At 67.7% G+C, this 12,918-nt stretch carries 14 protein-coding genes; 8 read left to right on the top strand and 6 right to left on the bottom strand.

Going from position 1 to position 12,918, the window contains the following annotated elements; all coding sequences use genetic code 11:
- Positions 1-6 precede the first annotated feature (6 nt).
- Positions 7-498, bottom strand: a complete 492-nt coding sequence (ilvN, locus tag JI746_RS06050; protein WP_201687909.1) for an acetolactate synthase small subunit — start codon at positions 496-498, stop codon at positions 7-9.
- Between the two features lie 212 nt (positions 499-710).
- Positions 711-2,486, bottom strand: coding sequence for an acetolactate synthase 3 catalytic subunit (locus JI746_RS06045; protein ID WP_201687908.1), 1,776 nt, complete (start codon positions 2,484-2,486; stop codon positions 711-713).
- Between the two features lie 269 nt (positions 2,487-2,755).
- On the opposite strand from JI746_RS06045, the gene JI746_RS06040 reads away from it, so the two are divergent.
- From JI746_RS06040 to JI746_RS06020, 6 genes are read left to right on the top strand one after another with little or no spacing between them, the layout of a single operon-like run.
- Entirely contained in the window at positions 2,756-3,322 is a 567-nt protein-coding gene (locus JI746_RS06040; RefSeq protein ID WP_201688181.1) for an RNA polymerase sigma factor, read from the top strand.
- Positions 3,319-3,738: a DUF3619 family protein gene (locus JI746_RS06035; RefSeq protein WP_201687907.1), complete on the top strand. Its 420-nt coding sequence runs from the start codon at positions 3,319-3,321 to the stop codon at positions 3,736-3,738. The genes JI746_RS06040 and JI746_RS06035 overlap by 4 nt, the downstream gene beginning before the upstream one ends.
- Positions 3,739-3,750: 12 nt before the next feature.
- A complete protein-coding gene (locus JI746_RS27575; protein WP_236599611.1) occupies positions 3,751-4,569 on the top strand; it encodes a DUF3106 domain-containing protein in 819 nt (272 codons plus the stop codon).
- Positions 4,566-5,060, top strand: a complete 495-nt coding sequence (locus JI746_RS27570) for an RDD family protein (RefSeq protein WP_236599610.1) — start codon at positions 4,566-4,568, stop codon at positions 5,058-5,060. The genes JI746_RS27575 and JI746_RS27570 overlap by 4 nt, the downstream gene beginning before the upstream one ends.
- 34 nt (positions 5,061-5,094) lie before the next feature.
- Complete coding sequence (locus JI746_RS06025; protein WP_201687906.1) at positions 5,095-5,499, top strand: diacylglycerol kinase; 405 nt, start codon at positions 5,095-5,097, stop codon at positions 5,497-5,499.
- The gene (locus JI746_RS06020) at positions 5,496-6,083 is read left to right on the top strand and encodes an LOG family protein (RefSeq protein ID WP_201687905.1); all 588 of its coding nucleotides are present in this window, start codon (positions 5,496-5,498) and stop codon (positions 6,081-6,083) included. The genes JI746_RS06025 and JI746_RS06020 overlap by 4 nt, the downstream gene beginning before the upstream one ends.
- Positions 6,084-6,209: 126 nt before the next feature.
- On the opposite strand, the gene JI746_RS06015 is transcribed toward JI746_RS06020, so the two are convergent.
- Genes JI746_RS06015 through JI746_RS06005 form a run of 3 tightly spaced genes read right to left on the bottom strand, consistent with a single transcriptional unit; the run spans position 6,210 to position 8,752 of the window.
- Positions 6,210-6,710: a cupin domain-containing protein gene (locus JI746_RS06015; protein WP_201687904.1), complete on the bottom strand. Its 501-nt coding sequence runs from the start codon at positions 6,708-6,710 to the stop codon at positions 6,210-6,212.
- 16 nt (positions 6,711-6,726) lie between these two features.
- Positions 6,727-7,065, bottom strand: coding sequence for a P-II family nitrogen regulator (locus JI746_RS06010; RefSeq protein ID WP_201687903.1), 339 nt, complete (start codon positions 7,063-7,065; stop codon positions 6,727-6,729).
- Positions 7,066-7,087: 22 nt separating this feature from the next.
- A complete protein-coding gene (locus JI746_RS06005) occupies positions 7,088-8,752 on the bottom strand; it encodes an NAD+ synthase (protein WP_201687902.1) in 1,665 nt (554 codons plus the stop codon).
- Here JI746_RS06005 and JI746_RS06000 point away from each other — a divergent pair.
- Positions 8,739-9,926: a GNAT family N-acetyltransferase gene (locus JI746_RS06000; protein WP_201687901.1), complete on the top strand. Its 1,188-nt coding sequence runs from the start codon at positions 8,739-8,741 to the stop codon at positions 9,924-9,926. The two genes, JI746_RS06005 and JI746_RS06000, sit on opposite strands and share 14 nt — an antisense overlap.
- A gap of 113 nt (positions 9,927-10,039) precedes the next feature.
- On the opposite strand, the gene ppa is transcribed toward JI746_RS06000, so the two are convergent.
- Positions 10,040-10,582 carry an inorganic diphosphatase gene (ppa, locus tag JI746_RS05995; protein ID WP_201687900.1) on the bottom strand — a complete coding sequence of 181 codons (543 nt, stop codon included), beginning with the start codon at positions 10,580-10,582 and terminating at the stop codon, positions 10,040-10,042.
- 233 nt (positions 10,583-10,815) lie between these two features.
- Here ppa and JI746_RS05990 point away from each other — a divergent pair, with 233 nt between their 5' ends.
- A complete protein-coding gene (locus JI746_RS05990) occupies positions 10,816-12,882 on the top strand; it encodes a sodium-translocating pyrophosphatase (protein ID WP_201687899.1) in 2,067 nt (688 codons plus the stop codon).
- The last annotated feature ends 36 nt before the right edge of the window (positions 12,883-12,918 follow it).

The following is a 12,918-nucleotide window of genomic DNA, read 5'->3' as shown; positions in this document are numbered from 1 at the left end:
ATGGGGTCACACGCGGAGGATCCGCTCGCCGCGACCGATGCCGCTGGCGCCGGTACGGACCGTCTCCAGGATCGCGCTGCGGTCGATGGCGACCAGGAAAGCGTCGTTCTTGGACTGGTCGCCCGTGAGTTCGATGGTGTAGCTCTTGTCGGTCACGTCGATGATGCGGCCGCGGAAGATGTCCGCCATGCGCTTCATCTCCTCGCGCTCCTTGCCGACCGCGCGCACCTTCACCATCATGAGCTCCCGCTCGGTGTAGCTGCCTTCGGTGAGGTCGACGACCTTCACCACCTCGATGAGGCGGTTCAGGTGCTTGGTGATCTGCTCGATCACGTCGTCGGAGCCGGCGGTGGTGATCGTCATGCGCGACAGCGACGGATCTTCCGTCGGCGCCACGGTGAGCGATTCGATGTTGTAGCCGCGGGCCGAGAACAGGGCCACGACACGCGAGAGGGCGCCGGGCTCGTTCTCGAGCAGCACGGCAATGATGTGCTTCATGTCTGATTCCTCTTTTCGCCGCCCTCCCCCGCTGCCGGTAAGCAGCGGGCTCGGCGGGCAATAGATTCGTCTTGGGGTGGATGGAAGGGATCTAACGCAAAAGCCGCAAAGGTCGCGCAAAAACCGCGAAAGAAAGCCTCATGAATCTTTTGCGGCTTTTGCGCTGCTTTTGCGGTTTCTGCGTTGAAGGTTTTCTTGCAGGCCTACCGCACTCACAGGTCTTCGGAACCGAGCAGCATCTCCGTGATGCCCTGCCCGGCCTTCACCATCGGCCAGACGTTTTCGGTCGGGTCGGTGCGGAAGTCCATGAACACCGTCCGGTCCTTCAGCTTGCGCGCTTCGCGCAGGGCCGGCTCGACGTCCTTCGGGTGCTCGATCAGCATGCCCACGTGGCCATAGGCCTCGGCCAGCTTCACGAAGTCGGGCAGTGCGTCCATGTAGCTGTGCGAGTAGCGGCCCTCGTAATCGAGCTGCTGCCACTGGCGCACCATGCCGAGATACCGGTTGTTCAGCGAGACGACCTTGATCGGCGTGTTGTACTGCAGGCAGGTGGAAAGCTCCTGGATGCACATCTGCACCGAGCCCTCTCCGGTGATGCAGTACACCTCCGAGTCCGGCTTGGCCAGCTTGATGCCCATCGCGTACGGAATGCCCACGCCCATGGTGCCCAGGCCGCCGGAGTTGATCCAGCGGCGCGGCTCGGGGAACTTGTAGAACTGCGCGGCCCACATCTGGTGCTGGCCGACGTCGGACGTGATGTACGTTTCCACGTCCTTGGTCATGTTCCACAGCGTCTCGATCACGTGCTGCGGCTTGATCACGTCGCGGTTGCCGCGGTCGTAGCGCAGGCAGTCGCGCTTGCGCCAGCCCTCGATCGTTTCCCACCAGCCGCCCAGGGCCGAGGCATCCGGCTTCACGCCGGATTCGCGGATCTGCGCGATCAGCTCGTTCAGCACTTCCTTGACGTCGCCGACGATCGGGATGTCGACGCGCACGCGCTTGGAGATGCTGGAGGGATCCACGTCGACGTGGATGATCTTGCGCTCGTAGGAGCCGAAGTGCTTCGGGTTGCCGATCACGCGGTCGTCGAAGCGCGCACCCACGGCCAGCAGCACGTCGCAGTTCTGCATGGCGTTGTTGGCCTCGAAGGTGCCGTGCATGCCCAGCATGCCCAGGAACTTCGGGTCGGTGCCGGGCATGGAGCCCAGGCCCATCAGCGTGTTGGTGACCGGGAAGCCCAGCATGTCGGCCAGCGTGCGCAGTTCCTGCGTCGCGTTGCCCAGGACCACGCCGCCGCCGGTGTAGATGTAGGGGCGCTTGGCCGCCAGCAGCAGCTGCACCGCCTTGCGGATCTGGCCGCTGTGGCCCTTGGAGACGGGCTTGTACGAGCGCATCTCCACCTTCTCGGGGTAGCCGGTGTAGGGCGTCTTGTTGAACGAGACGTCCTTGGGGATGTCCACCACCACCGGGCCGGGGCGGCCGCTGCGGGCGATGTGGAAGGCCTTCTTCATCACCTCGGCGAGCTCACGCACGTCCTTCACCAGGAAGTTGTGCTTGACGATGGGGCGGGTGATGCCGACCGTGTCGCACTCCTGGAAGGCGTCCATGCCGATGGCGGCCGTGGGCACCTGGCCGGTGACGATCACCATCGGGATGGAATCCATGTAGGCGGTGGCGATGCCGGTGACGGCGTTGGTCACGCCGGGGCCCGAGGTCACCAGCGCCACGCCGACGTCGCCGGTCGCGCGGGCATAGCCGTCGGCCGCGTGCACGGCGGCCTGCTCATGGCGCACCAGGACGTGCTGGATCGTGTCCTGCTTGTAGAACGCGTCGTAGATGTGCAGCACGGCGCCGCCGGGATAGCCCCAGACGTACCTGACGTTCTCGGCCTGGAGGCACTTGACGAGGATTTCGGCGCCGCGGAGGTCTTGTGTCTGGCCTGCCGAGGCGGCGGCCGCGGAGCTCAGCTCCGTCCTTGTGATTTCCATGATCAACCTTTCGGGTTTCGCACTACGAACCTTGGGGTGCCCCTTCGCCCGCCCTTGTGGGGCAGCTTCGGGACTTAGAGCACCGGGCCATGGGCGGGCGCGTCGCACCGCCGGACCAGGACTCGTTTGCCTGTGACTTGCGCTGGCATTATCGCACTGCAACAGAAGAGCGCCAGACCCGGGGGTGCCATAATTTCGGGTTGCCCGGCTGCGCCTGCTGCCTGCACGCGACACATAACCCGAAGCTCACCGCCGCCCCACCGGACTCCTTGGCCACCGAACGCGAACTCTCGGACTTCCTCCAGGGCGTGGAGAAACGTGCCTTCAAGCGCACCGTCTACCACGTGCGCGAGGAAGAAGCAGCGCTGGACATCGTGCAGGACAGCATGATGAAGCTGGCGGAGCACTATGGCGACAAGCCGGCGGCCGAACTGCCCATGCTGTTCCAGCGGATCCTGTCGAACTGCACCCTCGACTTCTTCCGCCGCCAGAAGACGCGCAATGCGCTGTTCTCCAACCTGAGCGACTTCGAATCCGCCTCCGATGAGGGGGAATTCGACCTGCTGGAAACTTACGCCTCCGCCGATCAGTCACAGCAGGTCGAGAGCGCCGAGGACGCCACGCGCCGGGCCCAGATCTTGCGAGAGATCGAAACGGAGATCATGGAGCTGCCTGCCCGTCAACGCGAAGCCTTCATGATGCGTTACTGGGAGGACATGGATGTTGCAGAAACCGCTGCCGCCATGGGCTGCTCGGAAGGCAGTGTCAAGACGCACTGCTCCCGGGCGGTCGCCGCCCTCAGCAAGGCACTGAAGGCAAAAGGGATCCACTTATGACCATCACGGACTCACTGCTCGCCCAGCGCCAGGCAGACCAGTTCGGCCGCGCGGTCGCCATGCGCCTGTCGGCGGGCTCGCAAGAGCTGCCGTACGAGGTCCGTGAACGTCTGCGGGCCGTGCGCGTGCGCGCCCTCGAGGCCCGCAAGAAACCCGCCGTCGCGCCCACCGTGGTCGGCCGCGGCGCCTCGGCGTCGCTGGCGCTCAGGCGCCCGTGGCTGTACCGCATCGCCTCCGTGCTGCCGCTCGTCGTGCTGGCGGGCGGCCTGGTGCTGATCCACACCGTCCAGACGGACCGCCGCGCCAGCGAGCTGGCCGAAGTCGATACTGCGCTGCTCACCGACGACCTCCCGCCGGCAGCCTATGCCGACCCCGGTTTCGTCCAGTTCCTGAAGCAGTCCGGGCGCGGCGAGTAAGCAGCCCGGACCATGCAGCCCGCCGCCCGCCTGCGCCTCGCCATCGCCACCGGCCTCGCTGCCGTGGGCGTGGTGCTGGGTGCCGCGGCAGCGGATGTAACACCGGCCCTCCAGAAACCCGCACCCGCTCCCGGCGCTGCACCTGCCGCCGCTGCCCCCGCCGCGCCCGTGCCCGTGCCGGCGCCGGCGGCCACCGTGGCCCAGGCGAGCAAGCCTTCCGTTTCCACCCGGGCGCCGATGCGTTCGGCACCGGTGCGCACGGCACCGGCCACGCGCGCGGAATCCAGCCCCACCTGGGCCGAACTCTCGCCGCAGCAACAGCAGTCCCTGGCCCCTCTCTCGGGCACCTGGCGCGTGCTGGGCGAGGCCCACAAGCGCAAGTGGCTGGCCCTGTCGGCCAACTATCCCAGCATGCCGCCCGGCGAGCAGGCTCGCCTGCACAGCCGCATGGCGGAATGGGCGGCCCTCTCGCCGCAGCAGCGCACGCTGGCGCGGCTGAACTTCGCCGAAAGCCAGAAGCTCAACACCGACGACAAGCGCGCCAAATGGGAGGCCTACCAGAACCTGTCGGCGGAGGAAAAGCGCAAGCTCGCCGCCGGCGCCGTGGCGGCCAAGCCGCCGCCGCCCCCCACCGCCGTGGCGGTGCAGCCGGTCCCGCAGCAGAAACTGGCGCGGATCCCGAAGCCGAAGAAGCCGGAGAACGCCGCCAGGATCGCGGGGGTGCCCGGCCAGGTGGACAACAACACGCTGCTGCCGCAGCCCCAGCCGCAGGTGCAAGCGCCGCCGCCGCCGGTGGCACCGGCACCGCCACCGGCGCCGATCCTGCCTTGAGCCTGCCCGCCTCCGGACTGGTCGCGCCCAGCCTGCGGCGCCGGCTCGCCTCCCTGTTCTACGAGGCCTTCCTGGCCTTCGGGCTCGCCATGGTGACCGCCTTCGTGTTCTCCGTCGTCACGCAGATGCGCCATGCCCTGTACGGACGGCAGGCGCTCGGCGCCGTGATCACCGTGGTGCTGGGCCTGTACTTCACCTGGTCGTGGGTGAAGGGGCGCACCCTGCCCATGCAGACCTGGCGCATGCGCATCGTCGACCGCCATGGCCAGGCCCTCACGCCTGCCCGGGCGGCGCTGCGCTACGTGCTGTGCTCGATCTGGGTGCTGCCGCCGGTCGCCGCCTTTGCGCAGCAGCACCTGGTGGACTGGAAACCGGTCACGGCCGCCTTCTTCGGCTGGGTGCTGGTCTGGGCGTGGCTCAGCCGGCTGCATCCGCAGCGGCAGTTCTGGCACGACGCCTGGGCCGGCACGCGGCTCGTCGATGCCGCCTGAGGAGGGCCGCGGGCCGGTCGGCGACAATGCGGGCATGTCCCACCGCGACGCCTTGCCCGAGTTCGCCAACGAGCAGAAGGGCCGCACCGGTTTCAACCGCGTGTGGCACGCCACCGGCTATTCCCTGGCCGGCCTGCGCGCCGGCTGGGACGAAGCAGCCTTCCGGGTGGAAGCCTGCCTGTCCTTCGTGATGCTGCCGCTGGCCTTCTTCATCGGGGCCGGCTGGGTGGAGGTTGCGCTGCTGGCCGGCTCGGTGGTGCTGGTGATGATCGTGGAGCTCCTCAACACCGCCGTCGAGGCCGCGATCGACCGCATCGGCCTGGAGCGCCACGCGCTGTCCAAGCGCGCCAAGGACATGGCGAGCGCGGCGGTCTTCCTGTCGCTCTTCTTCGCCGGCGGCGTCTGGCTCACGGCGCTGGTGCGCTTCTTCTCCGCATGAATCCTGCCTTTTCCCTGTGCGTCTATTGCGGCTCGCGGACCGGCGCAGACCCGGGCTTCGCCACCGCCGCCGCCGCGGTCGGCCGCTGGATCGGCCGACAGGGCGGCCAGCTGGTGTACGGAGGCGGCAACAACGGCCTGATGGGCGTGATGGCGAACGCTGCGCTCGAGGCCGGCGCCCGGGTGGTCGGCGTGATCCCGCGCTCCATGGTGGAGCGCGAATGGGCCAAGCAGGACTGCACCGAGCTGCACATCGTCGACAACATGCACCAGCGCAAGAGCCTCATGGCCGAACGCGCGGACGCCTTCCTCGCCATGCCCGGCGGTATCGGCACCTTCGAGGAATTCTTCGAGGCCTGGACGTGGAAGCAGCTCGGCTTCCACCGCAAGCCCGTGGGGCTGTTCGATCTGGGCGGCTACTACCAGCCGCTGCTGCAGTTCCTGCAGCAAAGCGTGGACAGCGGCTTCATGAGCGAGTGGCAGATGGAGCTGCTGACGATCGGCGACGACCTGGAGGCGCTGCTGGAAAAGCTGGTGGAGGCTGCGCGCAGCAGCCCGGGCGGGGTGGATACGGCGGAGATCTAGGGGGTCGGCGGGGTTCGTAGGCTGGCGGTGGAGCGCAGCGAAACCCCAGCGATGCGCGAAGCGCTGGGGTTCGCGCTTCGCGACTCACCACCAGCCTACGGTTCACCACCAGCCCACGAGGGGCGCTCACACCGGCCGGTACTTCAGCCGCCGCACGTTCTCGAGGTTCATCCCCTCGATCCGGATCAGCCGCGTCGGCCCGGCCCGGCTCGGCGAATGCAGGTCGCCCTCGTTGTACACATGCGCGTCCCCGGGCCGCAGCACGTATTCGCGCAGCCAGCGCACCCGCCCCGGCTGCTCCGGCGTTGCGGGCTCGACCAGTTCCCAGTCGCTCATCGCCGTCTCGCCCTGCGCCTGGCCGTAGATGGCCCAGGAGCTCGCGTGGTCGTGCGGCGGGCTTTCCTTGGCGCCCTGGTACGCGTGCGCGAGGATGCAGAAACCGAGTTGCGGATCTTCATAGACGACGCGGCGCTCCGGCGCATCGGGGCCGAACTGGGCGGCCACGAAAGCCTCGTCGCGCAGCGCCTCGCGCAGCTGCGCGGCGACTTCGGCGCGGCCCGCGGGGCCGCCATCGCGTGCCAGGATGGCGTGGCAGCGGGCTGCGAAATCCGCAAGTGTCAGGGCCATGGCGGCGGCGCCCCGCTCAGACCGCGGACTCGTCGATCTCGCCGGTGCGGATGCGCACCACGCGCTCCACGCTGGTGACGAAGATCTTGCCGTCGCCGATCTTGCCGGTGCGGGCGGCGGAGATGATGGCGTCGACGCAGCGTTCCACCTCCTCGTCCTTCACCACCACCTCGATCTTCACCTTGGGCAGGAAGTCCACCACGTACTCGGCGCCGCGATAGAGCTCGGTGTGCCCCTTCTGGCGGCCGAAGCCCTTGACCTCGGTCACCGTCAGGCCGGTGACGCCGCACTCCGCCAGGCCTTCACGCACCTCCTCGAGCTTGAAAGGTTTGACGATGGCGGTGATCTGCTTCATGAACTCTCTCTCCAGGTGGTCTTCAGGCGCGGAACTTTCCGGTAATAGGATACCGCCAATCCTTGCCGAAGCCGCGGTGCGTCACGCGGATGCCCACCGGCGACTGGCGCCGCTTGTACTCGTTGATGCGCACCAGCCGCGCGACGCGTTCCACCGTGGCGCGGTCGAAGCCGGCGGCCACGATGTCCTCGATGCTCTGGTCGTTCTCCATGTAGCGCGAAAGGATCCCGTCCAGGATCTCGTAGGGCGGCAGGCTGTCCTGGTCGACCTGGTCGGCGCGCAGTTCGGCGCTGGGCGGCCGCGTGATGATCCGCTCCGGGATCGGGTTCGCGCCGGTCTTGTAGGGATCGTTGGCGTTGCGCCAGCGCGCCAGCCGGAACACCACCGTCTTGAGCACGTCCTTGAGCACCGCGAAGCCGCCCGCCATGTCGCCATAGAGCGTGCAGTAGCCGGTGGCCATCTCGCTCTTGTTGCCGGTGGTCAGCACGATGCTGCCGAACTTGTTCGACAACGCCATCAGCAGCACGCCGCGGATGCGGGCCTGGATGTTCTCCTCCGTCGTGTCCTCGGGCAGGCCGGCGAATTCCTTGGCGAGCGATTGCAGGAAGGCCTCGAACATCGGCTTGATCGAGATCTCGTCGTAGCGCACGCCCAGGCGCTTGCACATCTCCGCCGCGTCGAGCCACGAGATCTCCGCCGTGTAGGGCGAAGGCATCATGATCGAGCGCACCTTGTCCTTGCCCAGCGCGTCGACCGCCACCGCGAGCACCAGCGCCGAGTCGATGCCGCCCGAGAGGCCCAGCAGCACGCCGGGAAAGCCGTTCTTGCCCAGGTAGTCGCGCACGCCCATCACGAGCGCATGCCACAGCTCCTCGTCGTCGCCGAGGTCGCCCTCGATCGGGCCGGACAGGCGCCAGGAGGTGGTCCCTGGCGTGGCGGTGACGTAGAACAGGTCCTCCACGAAGGCTGGCGCGCGCGCGGCGAGCGAGCCATCCGCGTTCACGGCGAAGGAGCCGCCGTCGAAGATCACTTCGTCCTGGCCGCCCACGCAATGCGCGTACACGATCGGCAGCTCCACGTTCTGGGCCCGTTCGGCCATGCGCGCGATGCGCTCGCCGCTCTTGCCCACGTGGAAGGGCGAGGCGTTCGGCACCACCAGCAGCTGCGCGCCGGAAGCACGGGCGAGCTGCGCCGGCTCCTCGAACCAGGCGTCCTCGCAGATCAGCAAGCCGACGTTGACGTCGCCGACCTGGAACACGCTGGTGCCCTGCCCGCGCGTGAAGTAGCGGTATTCGTCGAAGACCTGGTAGTTCGGCAGTTCGCGCTTGTTGTAGACCTCCAGCACCTTGCCTTCGGACAGCACGCTGCAGGAGTTGTAGCGCATGTGCACCTGCACCGACTTGCTGCGGATGTCGCCGCCGCGCGGATGCCCGACGACGACGTGCAGGCCCTTCAACCCCGCGAGCTCGCGGGCCACCGTTTTCACGGCATCATCGCAGGCAGCGATGAACGCGGGCCGCAGCAGCAGGTCTTCCGGCGGGTAGCCGCAGACCGAAAGCTCCGGCGTGAGCACCAGGCGCGCGCCGCGTTCGTAGGCCGTGCGCGCCGCGGCGATGATCTTTTGCGCGTTGCCCGCCATGTCGCCGACGGTGACGTTGAGCTGGGCAGTACAAATGGTGAGTGTCATTTCGGACGTGCCGGACTTCTCCAACGACTATGGTATCCGGGTGCTTCGCGCACCGGCGGAAATCGACGCGGGTGCATGGAACGCGCTGCTCGCACTGGCGGGCGGCTCGCCCTTCATGCGGCACGAGTACCTGGCCGCGCTGCACGACAGCGGCAGCGCCACGCGCGACACGGGATGGACGCCGCACTTCGTCACGCTCTGGCGCGACGGCGAACTGCAGGCCGCATGCCCCCTGTATCTCAAGAGCCATTCCTATGGCGAATACGTGTTCGACTGGGCCTGGGCCAACGCCTACGAGCAGCACCGGTTGCGCTACTACCCCAAGGGGCTGAGCGCGGTGCCGTTCACGCCGGTGCCCGGGCCGCGGCTGCTGGCGCGCGACGCGAACGCGCGGGCCGCGCTGGTGCGCGCGGTGCTCGAGGTGTGCCGCAAGAACAAGCTGTCCTCATGGCACCTGCTGTTCGCGGACGACGACGACGTGGCCGCCTGCGCGGGGGCCGGCCTGATGCTGCGCCACACCGTGCAGTTCCACTGGTTGAATGCCGGCTACGCGGACTTCGACGCCTTCCTCGCCAGCCTCACGCAGGAAAAGCGCAAGAAGATCCGGCAGGAGCGGCGCAAGGTGGCCGAGGCGGGCGTGACGTTCCGCCACACACAGGGCGCGCAGATCGCAGCGGCCGATTGGGATTTCTTCTATCGCTGCTACGAGCGCACGTACCTCGAGCACGGCAACGCGCCCTACCTCACGCGCGACTTCTTTCGCCGCATGGCGGCGCACATGCCGGAGAACTGGCTGCTGTTCGTCGCGCAGCGGCGCGGCAAGCCGATCGCCAGCAGCCTGATCGGCATCGGCGACGGCGTCGCCTACGGGCGCTACTGGGGCGCGCTGGAGCGGGTGGACTGCCTGCACTTCGAGGCCTGCTACTACCAGCCGCTGGCCTGGTGCATCGCGCAGGGCTACACCCGCTTCGAGGGCGGCGCGCAGGGAGAGCACAAGATGGCGCGGGCCCTGATGCCGGTGAAGACGACCAGCGCGCACTGGCTGGCGCATCCGGCGTTCGCGGATGCGGTGGAGGATTTCCTGAAGCGCGAGGGACGGGGGATCGAGAGGTACATGGAACATCTCGAGGAGAGATCGCCCTTCCGGCAAGGGGATCCGGCGGCGGATTCGTAGGCTGGTGGTGACGCGCGTCAGCGCCGGAACCCCAGCGCTCTCGCGCATCGCTGGGGTTCGCGCGCTGCGCGGCTCACCGCCAGCCTACGAAAGCGGCTCTCGCGCGAGCGCCCTCACCCCTGCGGGTGCGCCTTCTTGTACGCCTCGATGCCCTCCAGCACTTCCTGCTTGGCCGATTCCGGGCCTTCCCAGCCCAGCACCTTCACCCACTTGCCGGGCTCCAGGTCCTTGTAGTGCTCGAAGAAGTGGGCGATGGTCTTCAGGCGCAGCGGATTCAGGTCCTCGGGCTGCTGCCACTGGGTGTAGATGGACAGCACCTTGTCGATCGGCACCGCGAGCACCTTGGCGTCGTCGCCGGCCTCGTCCTGCATCTTGAGCACGCCGATCGCGCGGCACGGCACCACCACGCCGGGGATCAGCGGCACCGGCGTGACGACCAGCACGTCCACGGGGTCGCCGTCGCCGGCGATGGTCTTGGGCACGTAGCCGTAGTTGGTCGGGTAGTGCATCGCCGTGCTCATGAAGCGGTCGACGAAGATCGCGCCGGTCTCCTTGTCCACCTCGTACTTCACGGGGTCGGCGTTCATCGGGATCTCGATGATCACGTTGAAGGCGTCGGGAACATTCTTGCCAGGGGTGACTTGGTCCAGGGACATGGGTTGCTTGGTTGAAGTAAGGAGGGCGCGCTCAGGGGAAACCCTGATTTTAGTCAATGCTGCCACTCTCTCCTGACACCGACATTTCTCTGTAAACGCTTCACAGGTATAGTCCGCCGCGTTGGCCAATCGTCTCCGCGTCGCGCGGGAGTCACGAGGAAGCAACGCAGCGGGGGTTCCGCGGCGTTGCAGACCCCCTCGACGACCGAAGCGATACGACAGGAGAAACTTAGATGACTGGCAATTCGGCGCTCATACTGGCGCTCGTCTGCGGTCTGGCAGCCGTGGTCTACGGCTTCTGGGCCCGCAGCTGGATCCTCTCACAGGACGCGGGCAACGCCCGCATGCAGGAGATCGCGGCGGCCGTGCAGGCCGGTGCGGCCGCCTACCTGGCGCGCCAGTACCGGACGATCGCGATCGTCGGCGTGGTCCTCGCCATCCTGATCGGCGTCTTCCTGGACGGGCAGACCGCCGTGGGCTTCATCATCGGCGCGGTGCTCTCGGGGGCCTGCGGCTTCATCGGCATGAACGTCTCCGTGCGCGCCAACGTGCGCACCGCGCAGGCGGCCACCCGCGGCATCGGCCCGGCGCTGGACGTCGCCTTCCGCGGCGGCGCCATCACCGGCATGCTGGTGGTGGGCCTGGGCCTGCTGGGCGTCACGGCCTTCTACTGGTTCCTGGTCGGCAACGGCAACCTCACGCCGGACCGCAAGCTGGCCACGCTGCTGAACCCGCTGATCGGCTTCGCCTTCGGCTCCTCGCTGATCTCGATCTTCGCCCGCCTGGGCGGCGGCATCTTCACCAAGGGCGCCGACGTCGGCGCCGACCTGGTGGGCAAGGTGGAAGCCGGCATCCCCGAGGACGATCCGCGCAACCCGGCGGTGATCGCCGACAACGTGGGCGACAACGTCGGCGACTGCGCCGGCATGGCCGCCGACCTGTTCGAGACCTACGCGGTGACGCTGATCGCCACCATGGTGCTGGGCTCGCTGCTCATCGCCACGGCGCCGGTGAACGCGGCGCTGTACCCGCTGGCGCTGGGCGGCGTGTCGATCATCGCCTCGATCATCGGCTGCTTCTTCGTCAAGGCCTCGCCCGGCATGAAGAACGTGATGCCGGCCCTGTACAAGGGCCTGATCGTGGCCGGCGTGCTGTCGCTGATCGCCTTCTTCTTCGTCACGAAGTGGCTGATGCCCGATGACGCGATCACTGCCACCGGCAGCCAGATGAAGCTGTTCGGCGCCTGCGCCGTCGGCTTGGTACTGACCGGCGCGCTGGTCTGGATCACCGAGTACTACACCGGCACGCAGTTCGCCCCCGTCCAGCACGTGGCCGAAGCCTCCACCACGGGCCACGGGACCAACATCATCGCCGGCCTCGGCGTGTCGATGAAGTCCACCGCCTGGCCGGTGATCTGCGTGTGCATCGCGATCTTCGTCGCCTACTGGCTGGCCGGCCTGTATGGCATCGCCATCGCCGCGACGGCCATGCTGTCGATGGCGGGCATCGTGGTTGCGCTGGACGCCTACGGCCCGATCACCGACAACGCCGGCGGCATCGCCGAAATGTCGGAGATGCCCGCTTCGGTGCGCGACATCACCGACCCGCTGGACGCCGTCGGCAACACGACCAAGGCGGTGACCAAGGGCTACGCGATCGGCTCCGCCGGCCTCGCCGCGCTGGTGCTGTTCGCCGACTACACCCACAAGCTGGAGTCCTACGGCCGCCAGATCAGCTTCGACCTGTCGGACCCGATGGTGATCATCGGCCTGTTCATCGGCGGCCTGATTCCCTACCTGTTCGGTGCCATGGCAATGGAAGCCGTCGGCCGCGCCGCCGGTGCGGTGGTGGTCGAAGTGCGGCGCCAGTTCCGCGAGATCAAGGGCATCATGGAAGGCACTGCCAAGCCGGAATACGGCGTGGCGGTCGACATGCTGACCAAGGCGGCCATCAAGGAAATGATGATCCCCTCGCTGCTGCCCGTGGTGGTGCCGGTCATCGTCGGCCTCGTGCTCGGCCCGAAGGCGCTGGGCGGCCTGCTGATGGGAACGATCGTGACCGGCCTGTTCGTCGCCATCTCCATGTGCACCGGCGGCGGTGCCTGGGACAACGCCAAGAAGTACATCGAAGACGGCCACCACGGCGGCAAGGGCTCCGAGGCGCACAAGGCGGCGGTCACGGGCGACACGGTGGGCGACCCCTACAAGGACACGGCCGGCCCCGCGGTGAACCCGCTGATCAAGATCATCAACATCGTGGCGCTGCTGATCGTGCCGCTGGTGGTGAAGTTCCATTCGTAGCGCGAACCATCGCGTGAAAACGGCCCGCTTCGGCGG

Source organism: Ramlibacter alkalitolerans (assembly GCF_016722765.1).
GTDB classification, from domain to species: domain Bacteria; phylum Pseudomonadota; class Gammaproteobacteria; order Burkholderiales; family Burkholderiaceae_C; genus Ramlibacter; species Ramlibacter alkalitolerans.
This window is presented reverse-complemented; position numbering and strand designations above follow the sequence as displayed.